We start from the raw sequence: 15,700 nt of genomic DNA, 5'->3' as shown, positions 1-15,700 counted from the left end.
TGCAGAGTTCAAATTGCTGAGGGTGCAGCTGACGCGCGGCCAAACCAACTGGGTGCGCGTGGATCAAAAGGCGCCACCTGGACGGTGGCACCTTTGGCGAGTTTCTATTCGTCAGGCGCCATGGCTCTCCAGATCAACGCCCCTATGGCACCGCCGACCAGCGGAGCGACCCAGAATAGCCAAAGCTGGGCAAGGGCAGGGCCGTCGGCGAACAGGGCCACACCGGTCGAGCGCGCCGGATTGACAGATGTGTTGGTCACCGGAATCGATATCAGATGGATCAACGTCAAACCCAGACCAATGGCGATCGGGGCGAAACCCGCTGGCGCACGATCAGAGGTCGCACCAAGGATGATTATGATGAAGAAGGCGGTCATCACGATCTCGATCACCAGTGCCGACATCATCGAATACCCTTCGGGTGACGCCTCGCCATACCCATTCGACGCAAAGCCGCCGACGCCGGTAAAGTCGGGCGCTCCGCTGACGATCAGATACAGAACGGCTGCTGCCGCAATCGCGCCGATCACCTGGGCGATCCAATAGGGCAGCAGATCCTTTGCCGGAAAGCGTCCGCCGATCATCAGACCAAGGCTGACGGCTGGATTGAAATGCCCGCCCGAGATATGGCCGACTGCGAAAGCCATGGTCAAAACCGTCAGACCAAAGGCCAGTGACACGCCCAGCCATCCGATGCCGACATCGGCGACACCTGCCGCCAGCACCGCGCTGCCACAGCCACCAAGGACCAGCCAGAAGGTGCCGAAAAACTCCGCCATTAGTTTTGATGACATGAAAACTCCTCCGCAAAACAATAGGTTTAACTGTAATTCAAAAAATACCTTTTGTTAAACTAAGCAGGAACGGGGATTTTTGTCGATCTTTTGTCACCGGCAAAGATAGTTGCGAAGGCAAGCGCAATATGGGGCAGAAAGCCCACCTGACACTAAACACCTTGGCCGCTGGGCGAAGGTGGTCTGACATGGCTGGCGGCCTTGGAAACGTTAAGCCCACGCTATGGGGTCAAGGTGAAACAGTTTGGCCAGCTGATCGTACACCGCCGGAACGTCATCCTTCAAAGCGCGGGGCCTTTCAAAGAACACCTCAACCGCAACAGCGAAAAACTCTTCGTGGCCCACTGATCCATAGGGGTCGATGACAGTATGTTGTCCGTTTTCAACGGCCTGAACATGGGCGTCGTACGCTGTGACAAAGACGTGCTCCCATTCGGCAAAGCTCTGCCCGGCGCTCAGGACGGGAACGCCATTGGTGCCACCGGACAAGTCATCGATCTGGTGGGCAAACTCGTGAAACACGACGTTTTGTCCGTCCCGGTCATTCATCGCGCCTTGTTTGCTGTGTGCCCAAGACAAAATCACTGGCCCGCGATCCCAACTTTCTCCCGTGCGCACAATTTCCTTTTCGGTCACGACAAATCCGCTGTGCTTGCTCTGACGGGATTTGAAGGCGTTGGGATAAATCAGGATGGTCGTCAGATTATCGTACCATAAGTCGCTGTTGGCGACGAGAAGACAGGCCTGCGCTGCAATCGACAGCCGCATGTCTTCTGTCACGTCCAGACCATCGCAGCCAAAAAACCTGACCTGATCCAGAAACAGGTTCATCTTGCCCTCCAGCTGCTCGCGCAATTCTGGTGGCAGACGTCGAATAATCGGAACCTCGGCTTCAATGATACGGCGTTGAGGGTCCGTTAGTGCGGTCGCAAGCAGCATCTCGCGCGCTTGTCTCTTGGACCAAAAGCGAAAGATCACAACGCCCGCGATCAATAAGAGAATTATGAAGAAAATCAGCATGGGATGACTTTATCCAGATCAATCCCACCTTGGAACTCAAATCGTCTTGCGGCGATTGCGAATGGAAAGCCCAATAAAAAACGCCGCAGGATTACCCACGGCGTCCAAGCATTCATCTGGCAGGCGAAGTTACTGTTTAACTTCCGCTGCCGGGTTGGCACCGGGTTTCGCGCTGCGGCCCGGATTCAGGGGGTCGTCCTGACGCTGGACCGAGCCTTCGAAATGCGCACCGCTTTCGATGGCGATGGTCTTGTGGATGATGTCGCCTTCGACCCGCGCGGTCGAGGTCAGGCGGACCTTGAGGCCCCGGACACGGCCCACGATACGGCCATTGATCACCACGTCATCGGCGGTGACTTCACCTTTGATGGTGGCGGTTTCGCCAATGGTCAGCAAATGCGCGCGGATGTCACCTTCGACAGTGCCTTCGACCTGAATGTCACCGGTCGTCTTGATGTTACCGGTGATGTGCAGGTCCGAGGACAGAACCGACGCGGGCGGCTTGGGCTTGGGCGGCGTGCTGGCCTTGGTTTCGGCGGGGGCAGGGGCCGCTGGGGTCGCCGGAGCGGCAGGTTTGGCCGCCTCAGGTGCCTTGGATGCGGGCTCGTTGATTTTGCTTTTAGAAAACATTTCTCGCAGCCTTGATGTAAGTCATTGGGTTAACAGGTTTTCCGTTCACACGCACCTCATAGTGCAGATGTGTGCCGGTCGACCGTCCGGTGGTACCCATATCAGCAATATGATCCCCGCGCGAGACCCTTTGGCCGACCTTCACGTTGATCTTGCTGTTATGAGCATAAAGTGTCTCAATCCCGAAGGCGTGTTTGACTTTGACCAGCTTGCCAAAACCGGATTGCCAGCCCGCATGGGAGACAACGCCATCGGCAGTTGCAAAGATGTCTGTGCCGCGAGGGCCAGCAAAATCTGTCCCGTTATGCATGCGACGTCCACCGGTCTTCGGGTCGCGTCGGGTGCCATAGCCGCTGGTAAAGCGGACCGCAGCGCGTACTGGGCTGGCGAAGGGGGCCTTTTCCGCCGCAATACGATACAGGTTCAACTGGTCCATCTGCTTTAGCAATGTGTTTGCGCGGACTTCGTCTGCCGACAGCTCCTCACCGCGTGTGCTGAACGTTAAAGGGGTCAACGGACCGCCCATACCGCTATATCCGCGCCGGACCTCTTCGATGATGCGATCAGTGGGCATGCCAGCCTTGCGGAACATCTTGTCCAGCGGCTCGACCGAGATCACCATGGCTTCTTCCAACTGGCGGAATATCTCGTCGCTGCGTTCCTGCATCAGCTGGATTTCCAGCTCAAGATCGTCCCGCTGACTCAACGCGTCCTGCGCATCCGAGGCGATCTGATCGCGTTCCGCAGCCGTGCGCGACAGCGCTTCGGTCATGAATTCCATCTGGGCGGGGTTGGCGACGGCGGCCATGTATATGTCCGTGCCGCCGGTCTCTTGCTGCAGCTCAGCCAATTCGGTTCGAACCGATTCTCGCTGCTTCATGGTGGCGCGCAGAGTAGTCTGGATCACTTCGATCCCGGTTTCCAGTTCACGGCGACGGTTTTCCGAGGCCAGCAGTTCCGATTGCATGGCTGAAATCTGTTCCAGCGCCGCGTTGAACCGATCTTGCGCTGCCAGTGCTTCGTGGGCGCGCATGTCGCGTTCGCCCGACAGGATGTTAAGACGTTCCTGATAGGTGGCCTGATCGCGCTTGGCCTGTTCCCTGAAATTGCCCGACCCGATGCTGTCCATCAGCAAGATCGCGGTTGCCATAGCCGTCCAGCCAACCATGACCGCGACACCAGCGACGGCAGCCACCTGGGTTTCCGAGCTGAGGCGGATGAACCGTGTGTCGTTGTCGGACTTCAGAAACAACCGGCGTTCCGGAAAAAACCGTTCGAATAGTGAGTGTAATTCTATTGCCAGACGTGTTCTCACGCGTCTTCCCTCTCATCCCCAAGATCGGGACCGGTCGTGAGTGGATCGCCGCCCCTTGGGCCGATTGCATAAAGGGGCATTTGCGTTCGGGCAAGTTTGTTGACCAATTCGAAGCGAAGACCAGAGAATTCCCGCATGTTATCGGCGAGAAATTGCCGAAATCACCCGAAATTGATCATTTCGAGGCTGCGCCCGGCGCTGGCAGATCCTCGGTTAACGGCCAATAGAAGTCGGGCGGCAGGCCTGCCTCGGCCCGTTTTTCCTCGTTGAACGGTGGCTTCAATACGCCGTGGAAATAGTGGCGGACAAGCTGGTGGAACACATCCTTGGGATCGGCATTTTCGCGACCGCACAGGAAATGGAACCACTTTGATCCATACGCCACATGGCCGACCTCTTCGGCGTAAATGATCTCGAGCGCTGCGATGGCGTCTTCTGCCTTTGCTTTGCGGAAGATGTCAATCATGCCGGGGGTGACGTCCAGACCGCGCGCCTCAAGCACCATGGGCACGACGGCGAGGCGACCCATCAGATCGTCGGCAGTGTCTTCGGCGGCGCGCCACATACCGGCATGGGCGGGCAGGGCACCATAGAAACTGCCTATCTGTTTCAGGCACTCGCAAACCATCTCGAAATGGCGGGATTCCTCTTCGGCGCATTTGACCCAATCGTCATAGAACCCGATGGGCATGGGCACATGTCCGAACCGCGCGATGATGTCCCAATGCAGATCGACGGCGTTCAGCTCGATATGCGCGACGGCATGCAGCAACGCGATACGCCCGGCCTCGGTGCCGGGTCGGCGTTTCGGGACGTCGCGGGGGGACAGTAGTTCCGGCTGTTCCGGTCGGGCGGGGGACATGGGCGGCGTCGCCGTGCCAACTTCGATTTCAGGGGCTTCGCCCTTGCGCGAGGCAAACCATGCGGCGGCATGCTGCTTGGATAGGGCGGTCTTTGCCTGTCCGTCTGCAGTTGTCAGAACCTCGGTCGCCATCTGGGTCAGTGTTTTGGGCACTGGTTTGCTCCGCCTGTCATACGTCAGGGCGGGACATAAACCGGATGGCGACGTAGGTCGAGAGGAGGTTACAGGGTCTTCACAGCCTCCAATACCTCGTCTACATGTCCGGGCACCTTGACCTTACGCCAGACGCGCGCGATGCGGCCTTCGCCATCAATCACAAAGGTCGACCTTTCGATCCCCATGGACTTGCGACCGTACATATTCTTTTCCACCCAAACGCCATAGTCCTCACACACGGTCGATCCTTCATCCGACAGCAACGGCGTTGTCAGTCCATGTTTGGCAACGAATTTGTCATGCTTGGCCACAGTATCCCGCGAGATGCCGAAAACTTGAGTGTCTGCATCGGCAAAGGCTTGAAGTTGTTCCGAGAAACCGATGGATTCCTTGGTGCAGCCCGGCGTATCATCGCGGGGATAAAAGAACAGAACGACGGTGCCGCCGCGCAGGTCCGATAATGTCACCTCGCCGCCGCCGTCGCGTGGCAGCGTGAAATCGGGGGCGATGTCTGAAACGTCGGGCATTGGAAACTCCGCTAAAGGTTTATAAGGGCTGCCCGACATCATAGGGCGACACGGGCAGGTTGAAAGGCGCGGAAAACAAATTGGCTCAGCAGCAACAAGAAGGTGAGGGAACAGCGGGTAAACCCCCGCGCCGTCGCTCGCGCCGCCGCACCGCTGGGCTCTGGGCCATGCGGGGCGCGCTGCTGCTTGTTTTTCTGGCGCTCTTCACGGGTTTCATGGTTATCGGTCAACGAATGCACGCCCCGGCCTGGTTGCGCGACCGGGTCGAGGCCCGGCTTGAGCAGAGCCTGGGAGGACTGCAAATCCGGTTTGGCGATGTCAGTTTCATCATCCACGAAGGCTGGCGACCCCGTCTGCGGCTAACGGATGTCAGTATCCGCGATGCGGCAGGGCAACAGATTGCCCAGGTGTCCGACATGCGGGCCAGCCTTGCCATGCGGCCCTTGCTGCGGGGCCATGTCCGGCCCAAGCGCATTATCCTGCGTGGGGCACAGATATCGTTGACACGCGATGAAGACGGAGCTTTGACCCTGACTGTCGGAGCTGACAGCGCGCCGGTGCAGGAGGCACCGAACCTCGCACAGCTTATCGAATCCTCGGATCAGGTTTTCCTGTCGCCGGCATTATCGGCACTGACATCGGTAGAGCTGGATGCAATCACGCTTGATTTTCGTGATCTGCGATTGGGGCGATCCTGGATTCTGGACGGCGGGCACATTCAGGCCACCCGTACAGCCAGTGAAGTGCGTCTTGCGACCGGATTCTCTGTTCTTGCTGGTCGGGACTACGCCAGTGAAATCGAAGCGAATTATACCAGTGTGTTGGGGACGCCCGCGGCACGGTTCGGTGTTACCATCACGGACCTGCCCGCCGAGGACATTGCCGGGCAAAGCCCCGCTCTGGCCTGGTTGCAGGTTTTGAATGCCCCGATCTCGGGTGCATTGCGTGGCAGCATTGATGATGACGGTGCCCTTGGTCCCTTGTTTGCGACGCTCAATCTGGCTGCGGGTGCGGTACAACCCAACCCTGAAACCCGTCCCATTCCTTTTGAATCGGCGCGCACCTATTTCACTTATGATCCCGTACAGCAGGCGTTGGATTTCAACGAAGTTTCGGTGGTGTCCGCATGGGGGTCGGTGCAAGCCGGGGGCAAAGCCTTCCTGAACGGGGTAGAAGACGGCGTGCTGGAGAGTCTGGCGGCTCAGCTGCGCCTGACGGGCATCAACGTGAATCCCGCAAATCTGTTTCCTGAGGCGTTGGAACTGACGCAGGCGGATCTGGATTTTCAGATGAAGTTTGCGCCCTTCCGGCTGCACCTTGGTCAGATGACGGTTGATGATCCTGATCACCGGGTGCGCGCGTCCGGCACGTTGGTCGGGCAGCCCGACGGTTGGGCCGTTGATCTGGACGCCCATCTGGACCGTATGACGTCCGATCAGGTTCTGGGCTATTGGCCGGAACGTCTGGCGCCGAAACCCCGCGAGTGGGTGACGCAGAACCTGTACGAGGGTGAGCTTTCGGACATGGACTTTGCCCTGCGTCTGCGGCCTGGTTCCAAACCGGATATCTATCTGGATTTCGGGTTCGATAAGGCCAAGGTCAGATTCGCCAAAACGCTGCCTCCGGTCGAGGGTGCGCAGGGGCAGGCCAGCCTGATCAACCGCAGATTTACTGTCACCGCGCAAAGTGGTGTGGTGATCGCGGACGAGGGTGGTGCAGTAGACGCATCCGGGACGTCCTTCATCATTCCCGACACTGACATCAAGAAGTCCGCACCTGCCATCGCGCGGATCAATGCAGCGGGCAGTGTGACAGCAGCATTGTCGTTGCTGGACCGCCCACCGCTGGAATTGCTGACCAAGGCCGGGTTGCCGGTAGATCTGGCTGAAGGGGTTGTCGGGTTGTCAGGAACACTGTCTCTGCCGTTGAAAAAAGGACTGCAGTTTGAAGACACGCAGTTTCACTTCAACGGGGATCTGGGCAACCTGAAGAGCGACCGGTTGGTGCCGGGGTTTTCGGTAAGCGCGGATCTGTTGGATCTCAGCGGGGATCAAACCGGCGTTCAGATTCAGGGGCAGGGGTTGTTTGGCGACGTGCCCATTCAAGCGCTCTGGCGGCAGCCGATCGATGGCAAGACGGCGCAACGCAGCGAGTTGACTGGTCAGATCGAGCTGTCGCCGCGTCTGATGAACGAAATCAACGCAGGCTTGCCACAGGGGATGCTGACTGGGCAGGGCACAGCAGATATCGTTTTGGGTATCGGAGCGGGCGAACCTCCGAAACTCTCTGCTTCTTCCGATCTGGTTGGCGTCGCGCTGGCCATTCCTGAACTGGGCTGGAGCAAAAGCGCGCGCACCAGCGGAACGTTGACGGCCGAGGCGACGCTGGGTGATCAGCTGCGTGTCGATTCCCTTCGGCTAGAGGCTGCCGGCCTGCGGACTTTGGCGTCGATCTCATTCCGGGACGGCGGTGATTTTGACCGCGTGCAATTCAGCTCGTTTGATCTGGGTGATTGGCTGGCGGTTCCGGCGGAACTGGTCGGGCGGGGTGCGGCGGTTCCGGACATTCGCGTTTTGGGCGGTGTCCTGAATATGGGGCGCGCGACGTTTGGCGAAAGCAGCGGTGCGGGCGGTGGATCCGGTGCCGGACCAAAGCTGGATGTCACGCTGGATCGGTTGCAGGTCACGGAAACAATCGCGTTGACGGGGTTCAAGGGCGCGTTCGAAACCACCGGGGGCGTCAACGGCGCCTTTACGGCCCAGGTCAATGGCAGTGCTGCTGTGCGCGGACAGGTTACTCCGCGGGGTAAGCGCAGCGCTGTCACTCTGACGTCTGGAAACGCAGGTGCCGTCCTGCGGGCTGCCGGGGTGCTGACGCAGGCGCGCGACGGCAGCCTTGATTTGCAGCTCGAGCCGGTGACGTCACCAGGGAACTATGATGTGATCTTAAAGATCCTCAACACCCGGATCACCGACGCACCGGCCATGGCGGCCTTGCTTAACGCGATCAGCTTGGTGGGTTTAATTGATGAAATGGCAGGGCAGGGTATCTTTTTCTCGACCATCGACAGCCGGATGCGGATCACCCCGACAGAAATCAAGGTGCTGAGCGGCAGCGCCGTTGGCCCCTCGATGGGTCTGTCCTTTGACGGAACGATCGACACTGTGGCAGGAATGCTGAACCTACGCGGAGCGATCTCTCCGATCTATCTGGTGAATGCGATTGGCAGTGTGTTCACACGCAAGGGGGAAGGGGTTATCGGCTTCAACTACACATTGAAAGGGCCACTGACCAATCCAAAGGTATCTGTGAACCCTTTGTCGGGTCTGGCGCCGCTGTTCCTGCGCAACTTGCTGCGGGCTCCGGCCCCAACTGTTTCGGACGGGCCTAATGCGCAATCGCAGAAGCCGGACGAACCCAAGCGCACCTTTGGGTCGCCGCTAAGCGACCGTTGAACCGACATATGGCCGAATCTGTTACGGCCTTGTATGGCGCGCGCATGAAACTCAGCGATTTTGACTTCCACCTGCCCGATGATCTGATTGCCACCCGGCCGGCCAACCCACGGTCGTCCGCACGTCTGCTGGTGGCGCAAGGGGATATGGTTACGGACAATCATGTGTTCGATCTGACCGAATGGTTGCAACCCGGTGACCGGCTGGTACTGAACGATACACGCGTGATTCCGGCGCGGCTGAATGGTCGCCGTCACCGCAACAGCGCGCAGGGTGCGGTGTCGGCCGGGATAGAGGCGACCTTGCTGGAACCTCAGGCCGATGGCACCTGGGCGTCCCTGATCAAACCTTTGAAAAAGGTGAAGCTGGGGGAAGAGATCGTATTCTCGGACCAGTTGAGTGCAACTCTGGAACGGGTGGAAGACGGGCAGGCCTATCTGCGCTTCAACCTGAGTGGTGAGGATTTCGATGCCGCGCTGGAACAGGCTGGTGCGATGCCCTTACCGCCCTACATTGCGGCCAAACGCCCGGCGGACGAGCAGGACAAGACTGATTATCAAACGGTCTGGGCGCGCAATTCAGGCGCGGTGGCGGCGCCGACCGCGTCCCTGCATTTTGATGAGCCGCTGTTGCGGGCGCTGGGCGAACGGGGTGTCACCTTCAGCCATGTGACCCTTCATGTCGGTGCCGGAACCTTTCTACCGGTCAAGGTCGAGGACTTGACGACGCACAAGATGCACGCGGAATGGGGCCGTGTCAGTGCCGAGACCGTCGAAGAAATCCGGGCCACCAAAGCTGCCGGCAGGCGGATTATACCTGTGGGAACCACAGCGCTGCGTCTGATCGAAAGTGCGGCGAGCAGCGGCGCAATCGAGTCGTGGGAGGGCGAGACGGACATTTTCATCTATCCCGGCTTTCAGTTCCATGTGACCGACGCGCTGATGACCAATTTCCATCTGCCGAAGTCCACTTTGCTGATGCTGGTCTCTGCCCTGATGGGGCAGGACCGGATGCGCGATGTCTACGCCCATGCCATTGATCAGAAGTATCGCTTCTTCTCCTACGGCGATGCGTCGCTTTTGATCCCCTGAGGGCCGCGTTCACAGGATCAAATTCCGGGAATGTCGTAGACAAGCGCGACCAAGGCGTTCTTTGATCGCAAAACGAGTCTCAATTCAGGTCGGCATTTCTCGGAGGCCCCAATGATTCAGGTCTTGTCCAACGCATGGGCTCTTCTTCTAGGTATGGGGCTGCTGATGGTCGGAAACGGTCTTCAGGGCACGATCCTGGGTGTCCGTGGTGAAATCGAAGGGTTTTCGACCCTGCAGATGTCCTTTGTCATGTCGGCTTACTTCATGGGCTTCCTCGGCGGATCGCGTCTGGCGCCAGAGATGATCCGGAGGGTTGGTCATGTGCGGGTGTTCGCTGCGTTGGCGTCGTTTATTTCAGCCGTGATGATCATGTATCCAATGCTGACCGACCCAGTTGCGTGGGTACTGGGTCGTGTCGTGATCGGATTCTGTTTCTCGGGTGTGTATGTCACGGCGGAAAGCTGGCTGAACAACGCGGCCAGCAATGAAAACCGTGGTCAGGCCCTGTCACTCTATATGATTGTCCAGATGACGGGTATCATCAGCGCGCAGGCGCTAATGCTGGTCGGTGACCCCGCCGGGTATGAAACATTCGTGATCGCGTCGATTTTGGTGTCAGTTTCATTTGCGCCCATTCTGCTGTCGATCTCGCCAACACCAGCGTTTGACACCACCAAACCGATGACCCTGCGCGAGCTGATGGGGAAATCGCCAATGGGCTGCGTCGGCATGTTTTTGTTGGGCGGTGTGTTCTCGGCGCAGTTTGGTATGGCCCCTGTCTACGGGGCCCAGGCTGGACTGACACTGGTGGAAATCTCGACCTTCGTTGCTGCGTTCTTTGTGGGGGCCGTTGTGTTGCAATACCCGCTGGGCTGGTTTTCGGACCGGATGGACCGACGGGTGCTGATCCTGGTCGCTTCTTTTTTGGGCGGATGCGGCGCCACAGTGGGGATGCTGTTCGGGGTGACATTCCCGATCCTTTTGGGCGCTGCCTTTTTCATAGGCGGGATGTCCAATCCGCTCTATTCCCTTTTAATCGCTCATACGAACGACTTTCTGGAACTTGAGGACATGGCGGCGGCGTCCGGTGGGCTGCTCTTTATCAATGGCCTGGGGGCGATTGCAGGGCCCCTGATTACCGGTTGGCTGATGGGCGACGCCGTAGTTGGCCCTCAGGGATTTTTCCTGTTTATCGCAGTGCTTTTGTTCGTGATGGCTGGCTATGCGATCTACCGTATGACCCAGCGTGCTGCGATCCCTGTGGACGAAACGGGCACCATGTCTCCGTTGTATCCAACCGCCTCGCCTGTGGTGCTTGAGGTAGCTCAGGAAGTTGCCATCGAAGCCGCCGAGGCCGAACAGGACGCGCAAGATGTTGCCTAGGACACGAATTTATGTCGCAAGTGTTGCAATATGTTACTGTTATAAATCTGTAAAACGGACTTAAATAACGTTACGTCCCTGGGGAGGGCAAAAGACGGAGTTTAGGGCAATGGTAGGGCCTGAAAGCGTATTGAGTTTTTGGTTAGATGATGTTGGTCCCAAGGGGTGGTATCTGCAGGATGAAGCTTTGGATGCTGAAATCCGCGATCGTTTCCTGAAGACATGGGAGGCCGCAAGCCAGGGCAGGTTTTCGCTCTGGTTGACCTATCCCAGTGGTTCACTGGCTTATGTCATTTTGATGGATCAGTTCCCACGCAACATGTTCCGGGGTGAGGCCAAGGCCTTTTCTTCAGACCGCGCAGCGCTGGCAGCAGCGAAATGTGCTGTCGACAAAGGCTGGGATCTGAAGATCGACGAGCCGGCGCGGCAGTTCTTTTATTTGCCGATGATGCATTCGGAAAACCTGTGTGATCAGGAACGCTGCGTGCGCCTGATGTGTCAGAACATGACAGATGGCGATGCCAGCAACCTGCTGCATGCCCGGGCGCATCGCGAAGTGATCCGCAAATTCGGTCGGTTCCCGTATCGCAACGAAGCCTTGTCCCGGCCCACGACCGAGCATGAGGCCGCCTATGTCAATATGGGTGGCTACGGCACGACCGTGCGTGAGTTGCAGGCCGCAGGCTAGGTTTCCGGCACACATCCACGAATGGCAATGACCCGGTCGGCGATAACGTCGGCCGAGGTTTGAATGGCCTGATCAATCAGCACATCCGGCGAGTCCGCCAGATCTGCAAACTTGGCTTGGGCAGATTTCAGTTTGTCTTCCACATCGTTCAGCCGGGTCAGGGTTGTCGTAATGCGCTGAGCCGTGATGTTATCTACTACGCCGCCATCGACCGGAATCGTTGCTAGATCACTGCGCAGGGCTGCCAACTCACCTCGGATTCCCTGAGCGTCTTCCCGCAACGCGGTGACAATCTGCAGATTTTCGGAAAACCTGGAGGTGATACCGTCTACGGTTGAGGCCAGTTTCCATCCCAGAAACAGACACAGGGCCACCAGAATGAGTGTGGCGTTCAGTAGGGCGAGCAGTAGATCTTTGAGCGTTCTGGCCATGGTAAGCCTTTCGAATGACTTGTGATTAGGAAAGTCGGAACGGTTTTGATCCTTCTGTTCTAGCCATTGAGATGCGTCGGGTATAGGCTGAAATCTGTAAATTCCTGTTGCGCTGACCCCGCGTCGCTTTTGTCGCGGAGCCAGCGTGTTGATGCATTGTGAAAATTAGTTTAATGGTAAACTAATTTTCCACCGACCTGCGCCGAGAGGGACACATGGCTGCACAATCTTTTGATCTGATCGTAATTGGCGCTGGTCCGGGGGGGTATGTTGCTGCCATTCGCGCGGCGCAGCTGGGCCTGAAGACTGCCGTTGTCGAGCGTGAGCATCTGGGCGGCATCTGCCTGAATTGGGGTTGTATTCCGACCAAGGCGCTGCTGCGTTCGTCCGAGGTGTTCCATCTGATGGAGCGTGCAAAGGACTTTGGTCTGAAGGCGGACAAGATCGGTTACGATCTGGACGCCGTTGTAAAGCGATCGCGGGGAGTCGCGGGTCAGCTGTCGGGCGGTATCGGCCACCTGCTGAAGAAAAACAAAGTCACCGTTGTGATGGGTGAAGCGACGATCCCAGCCAAGGGCAAGGTCAGTGTCAAAACCGACAAGGGCACCGAAGAACTGACCGCCAAGAACATCGTTCTGGCCACCGGTGCGCGGGCGCGTGAACTGCCGGGCCTGGAGGCAGATGGAGACTTGGTCTGGACCTACAAGCACGCCCTACAACCGCCTCGTATGCCGAAAAAGTTGCTGGTCATTGGTTCGGGTGCCATCGGTATCGAATTCGCCAGCTTCTATAACACTCTGGGCGCTGACACGACTGTGGTCGAGGTTATGGACCGTGTGCTGCCGGTTGAAGATGCCGAAATCAGCGGGTTGGCCAAGAAGGCGTTCACCAAGCAGGGCATGAAGATCATGGAAAAGGCCATGGTTAAGAAACTGGATCGTGCCAAGGGCAAGGTGACGGCCCATATCGAGGTCAAGGGCAAGGTCGAAAAGCACGATTTTGACACAGTGATCTCAGCCGTTGGTATCGTTGGTAACGTGGAAAATCTGGGGCTTGAGGCGCTGGGTGTCAAAATCGACCGCACGCATGTCGTTACAGATGAATATTGTCGGACTGGTGTCGAGGGGCTGTATGCCATCGGTGACATTGCTGGCGCGCCCTGGCTGGCGCACAAGGCCAGCCACGAAGGCGTCATGGTTGCCGACCTGATCGCTGGCCAGCATGCGCATCCGGTGAAACCCGAAAGCATCGCGGGCTGTACCTATTGCCAGCCGCAGGTCGCATCAGTGGGATATACCGAGGCCAAGGCCAAGGAACTTGGCTATGACATCAAGGTTGGTCGCTTCCCGTTCATCGGAAATGGCAAAGCCATTGCTCTGGGTGAGTCCGAAGGTCTGATCAAAACGATCTTTGACGCCAAGACCGGTGAACTACTGGGCGCCCACATGATTGGGGCTGAGGTCACCGAACTGATCCAAGGTTATGTGGTGGGTCGTCAGCTGGAGACAACGGAAGAGGATCTGATGAATACCGTCTTCCCGCACCCGACACTGTCAGAAATGATGCATGAAAGCGTGTTGGATGCATATGGGCGTGTGATTCATATGTAGGGAAAGGGGGGCTCTGCCCCCGCCGCGGCAAGCCGCGACTCCCCCCGAGGTATTTTCGGCCAGATGAAGCAGAGGATCCGCTATTCATCTGGCCGAAAATACCTCGGAGCGCGAGGCAGAGCCTCGCAAAATACTGACAGATCAGCGTGTCAATGCATCCAGAATGCGAGCCCAAGAGCGAATGCCCTTGTGAAAGCTTTTGACATCGTATTTCTCGTTCGGTGAATGAATCGCGTCATCCTCATTGGCGTATCCTACCAGCATCGAATCCAACCCAAGTTCGGTGTCGAAATAACCGACAACGGGTATCGATCCGCCCATGCCGGTAAAGACGGCCTCGCGGTCCCATTCGTCGGATAAGGCGCCGCGTGCCGCCTCGAATTCCGGGCGGTTGATGTTCATCACCGAAGCGGGCGATCCTTCCATGTCCGTATCCCAGATCACTTTGGCGTCCGGAGACAGGTTCTCGGCGACGTGTTTGCGGATCTTGGCGCGCAGCGCGTCAGGATCCATGTCGCCGACAAGACGGCAGGTGATCTTGCAATGCGCCTCGGACGGGATCACCGTTTTGGATCCCGCGCCATTGTACCCACCCCACAGGCCGTTTACCTCAAGTGTTGGGCGGGCCCATTGTTGTTCCAGCGTGGAATATGCCTTTTCGCCATGGGGTTGGGTATATCCAACCGAATTCAGATAATCCGATTCGTCAAAGCCGCAGCCTTGCCATTGGCGCAGTTGTTCAGGTGGAACTTCGTGCACGCCTTCGTAAAACCCATCCACGGCGACGCGACCTGTTTCATCATCATAGAATGAGGCGACAATTTTCGACAGTTCGCGCAGAGGATTCAGACCAGGGCCGCCATAATGGCCCGAATGCAGGTCAATGCGAGGCCCGACGATGGTGAACTCATCCTTAAGCATGCCTCGCAGCTGCGCCGCAATCGACGGCACGCCGCGCGATACCATCGAGGTGTCGCAGACCAATGCCAGATCGGCCTTCAACTCAGTTGCGTTTTCTCTGAGGAAGGGGATCAGCGACGGCGAACCGGATTCCTCTTCACCTTCAAAAAAGAAGGTAATGCGACAGGGCAGGGTGCCATGAACAGCTTTCCAAGCGCGGCAGGCCTCGACAAAGGTCATCAGTTGCCCTTTGTCATCGGAAGAACCCCGGCCCCGGATGACCGGGCCGTGTTCGGTGTCTTCGATCGCCGGGTCGAACGGATCGCGTTTCCACAGGTTCAGCGGGTCGACCGGTTGCACATCGTAGTGGCCATAAAACAGAACATGGGGGCCGTCACCGTCTTCGCCCACATGTCCAACGACCATGGGGTGGCCAGTCGTATCCCGTTTTTCAGCCGCAATGCCGATGCTTTGCAAGTCAGCGACCAGCCAGTCCGCGGCGCGGCTGACATCAGAATCAAAGGCGGGATCAGTGGAGATGGACGGGATGCGCAGCAGCTCCATCAAACGGTCGATCGAGGATTGCAGATCTTCGTCGATCCGGGTCAGCACGGGGTCTAGCGACATAGGAGCTCCTGCATGGTATCATTTCCTGGTCGAAACCTATCAGCGTTGTCGCCGTCGTCCAGTGTGGTTAAGCTTGAAATTGGTTTAATATCGGAAACTTGCCGACCCAAGATTGGGTGCCTGCGTCGTTTCCTCGCGTCTGATGGACGTAACTTTACTTGTCGGATGTGGACCGAGCCGATATTTGATGCAAATCAAAGTTGGGTTCACC

Annotated in this window: 13 protein-coding genes; 5 read left to right on the top strand and 8 right to left on the bottom strand. The window is 57.8% G+C overall.

Annotated features, from left to right (window positions below):
- Positions 1–104: 104 nt before the first annotated feature.
- The 6 genes from aqpZ to HW561_RS07310 all read right to left on the bottom strand — a co-directional run bounded on the left by aqpZ (position 105) and on the right by HW561_RS07310 (position 5,304).
- On the bottom strand, positions 105–794 hold the full coding sequence (gene aqpZ, locus HW561_RS07335) for an aquaporin Z (protein WP_176863185.1): 690 nt from the start codon (positions 792–794) through the stop codon (positions 105–107).
- A 210-nt stretch (positions 795–1,004) separates the two neighbouring features.
- Positions 1,005–1,814: a M90 family metallopeptidase gene (locus HW561_RS07330; protein WP_176863183.1), complete on the bottom strand. Its 810-nt coding sequence runs from the start codon at positions 1,812–1,814 to the stop codon at positions 1,005–1,007.
- A gap of 129 nt (positions 1,815–1,943) precedes the next feature.
- Positions 1,944–2,444, bottom strand: coding sequence for a bactofilin family protein (locus tag HW561_RS07325; RefSeq protein ID WP_176863181.1), 501 nt, complete (start codon positions 2,442–2,444; stop codon positions 1,944–1,946).
- Positions 2,434–3,759 (bottom strand): DUF5930 domain-containing protein, encoded by a 1,326-nt coding sequence (locus HW561_RS07320; RefSeq protein WP_176863179.1) that lies wholly within the window; start codon positions 3,757–3,759, stop codon positions 2,434–2,436. The genes HW561_RS07325 and HW561_RS07320 overlap by 11 nt, the downstream gene beginning before the upstream one ends.
- Positions 3,760–3,934: 175 nt before the next feature.
- Complete coding sequence (locus tag HW561_RS07315; protein ID WP_176863675.1) at positions 3,935–4,753, bottom strand: ferritin-like domain-containing protein; 819 nt, start codon at positions 4,751–4,753, stop codon at positions 3,935–3,937.
- Positions 4,754–4,842: 89 nt separating this feature from the next.
- Positions 4,843–5,304, bottom strand: a complete 462-nt coding sequence (locus HW561_RS07310) for a peroxiredoxin (RefSeq protein ID WP_176863177.1) — start codon at positions 5,302–5,304, stop codon at positions 4,843–4,845.
- 80 nt (positions 5,305–5,384) lie between these two features.
- On the opposite strand from HW561_RS07310, the gene HW561_RS07305 reads away from it, so the two are divergent.
- The 4 genes from HW561_RS07305 (at position 5,385) to HW561_RS07290 (ending at position 11,921) form a co-directional block, all read left to right on the top strand.
- Complete coding sequence (locus tag HW561_RS07305; protein ID WP_235962830.1) at positions 5,385–8,759, top strand: YhdP family protein; 3,375 nt, start codon at positions 5,385–5,387, stop codon at positions 8,757–8,759.
- A gap of 44 nt (positions 8,760–8,803) precedes the next feature.
- Positions 8,804–9,850, top strand: coding sequence for a tRNA preQ1(34) S-adenosylmethionine ribosyltransferase-isomerase QueA (gene queA / locus HW561_RS07300; RefSeq protein WP_176863673.1), 1,047 nt, complete (start codon positions 8,804–8,806; stop codon positions 9,848–9,850).
- Between the two features lie 111 nt (positions 9,851–9,961).
- A complete protein-coding gene (locus HW561_RS07295) occupies positions 9,962–11,233 on the top strand; it encodes an MFS transporter (RefSeq protein ID WP_176863173.1) in 1,272 nt (423 codons plus the stop codon).
- Positions 11,234–11,342: 109 nt separating this feature from the next.
- Positions 11,343–11,921, top strand: coding sequence for a DUF924 family protein (locus tag HW561_RS07290; protein ID WP_176863171.1), 579 nt, complete (start codon positions 11,343–11,345; stop codon positions 11,919–11,921).
- On the opposite strand, the gene HW561_RS07285 is transcribed toward HW561_RS07290, so the two are convergent.
- On the bottom strand, positions 11,918–12,352 hold the full coding sequence (locus tag HW561_RS07285) for a hypothetical protein (protein WP_176863169.1): 435 nt from the start codon (positions 12,350–12,352) through the stop codon (positions 11,918–11,920). The genes HW561_RS07290 and HW561_RS07285 overlap by 4 nt on opposite strands.
- Positions 12,353–12,567: 215 nt before the next feature.
- Here HW561_RS07285 and lpdA point away from each other — a divergent pair, with 215 nt between their 5' ends.
- Positions 12,568–13,962: a dihydrolipoyl dehydrogenase gene (lpdA, locus tag HW561_RS07280; protein ID WP_176863167.1), complete on the top strand. Its 1,395-nt coding sequence runs from the start codon at positions 12,568–12,570 to the stop codon at positions 13,960–13,962.
- A gap of 141 nt (positions 13,963–14,103) precedes the next feature.
- Here lpdA and HW561_RS07275 read toward each other — a convergent pair whose 3' ends face one another.
- Positions 14,104–15,489: a M20/M25/M40 family metallo-hydrolase gene (locus tag HW561_RS07275; protein WP_176863165.1), complete on the bottom strand. Its 1,386-nt coding sequence runs from the start codon at positions 15,487–15,489 to the stop codon at positions 14,104–14,106.
- Positions 15,490–15,700 lie beyond the last annotated feature (211 nt).

Source organism: Ruegeria haliotis, from assembly GCF_013377785.1.
GTDB lineage: Bacteria > Pseudomonadota > Alphaproteobacteria > Rhodobacterales > Rhodobacteraceae > Ruegeria > Ruegeria haliotis.
This window is presented reverse-complemented; position numbering and strand designations above follow the sequence as displayed.

What these genes read in the sequence shown, in the direction of transcription:
- aqpZ (WP_176863185.1), bottom strand. Translation starts at nt 794, where the DNA reads ATGTCATCAAAACTAATGGCGGAGTTTTTCGGCACCTTCTGGCTGGTC.
- HW561_RS07330 (WP_176863183.1), bottom strand. Translation starts at nt 1,814, where the DNA reads ATGCTGATTTTCTTCATAATTCTCTTATTGATCGCGGGCGTTGTGATC.
- HW561_RS07325 (WP_176863181.1), bottom strand. Translation starts at nt 2,444, where the DNA reads ATGTTTTCTAAAAGCAAAATCAACGAGCCCGCATCCAAGGCACCTGAG.
- HW561_RS07315 (WP_176863675.1), bottom strand. Translation starts at nt 4,753, where the DNA reads ATGGCGACCGAGGTTCTGACAACTGCAGACGGACAGGCAAAGACCGCC.
- HW561_RS07310 (WP_176863177.1), bottom strand. Translation starts at nt 5,304, where the DNA reads ATGCCCGACGTTTCAGACATCGCCCCCGATTTCACGCTGCCACGCGAC.
- queA (WP_176863673.1), top strand. Translation starts at nt 8,804, where the DNA reads ATGAAACTCAGCGATTTTGACTTCCACCTGCCCGATGATCTGATTGCC.
- HW561_RS07295 (WP_176863173.1), top strand. Translation starts at nt 9,962, where the DNA reads ATGATTCAGGTCTTGTCCAACGCATGGGCTCTTCTTCTAGGTATGGGG.
- HW561_RS07290 (WP_176863171.1), top strand. Translation starts at nt 11,343, where the DNA reads ATGGTAGGGCCTGAAAGCGTATTGAGTTTTTGGTTAGATGATGTTGGT.
- HW561_RS07285 (WP_176863169.1), bottom strand. Translation starts at nt 12,352, where the DNA reads ATGGCCAGAACGCTCAAAGATCTACTGCTCGCCCTACTGAACGCCACA.
- lpdA (WP_176863167.1), top strand. Translation starts at nt 12,568, where the DNA reads ATGGCTGCACAATCTTTTGATCTGATCGTAATTGGCGCTGGTCCGGGG.
- HW561_RS07275 (WP_176863165.1), bottom strand. Translation starts at nt 15,489, where the DNA reads ATGTCGCTAGACCCCGTGCTGACCCGGATCGACGAAGATCTGCAATCC.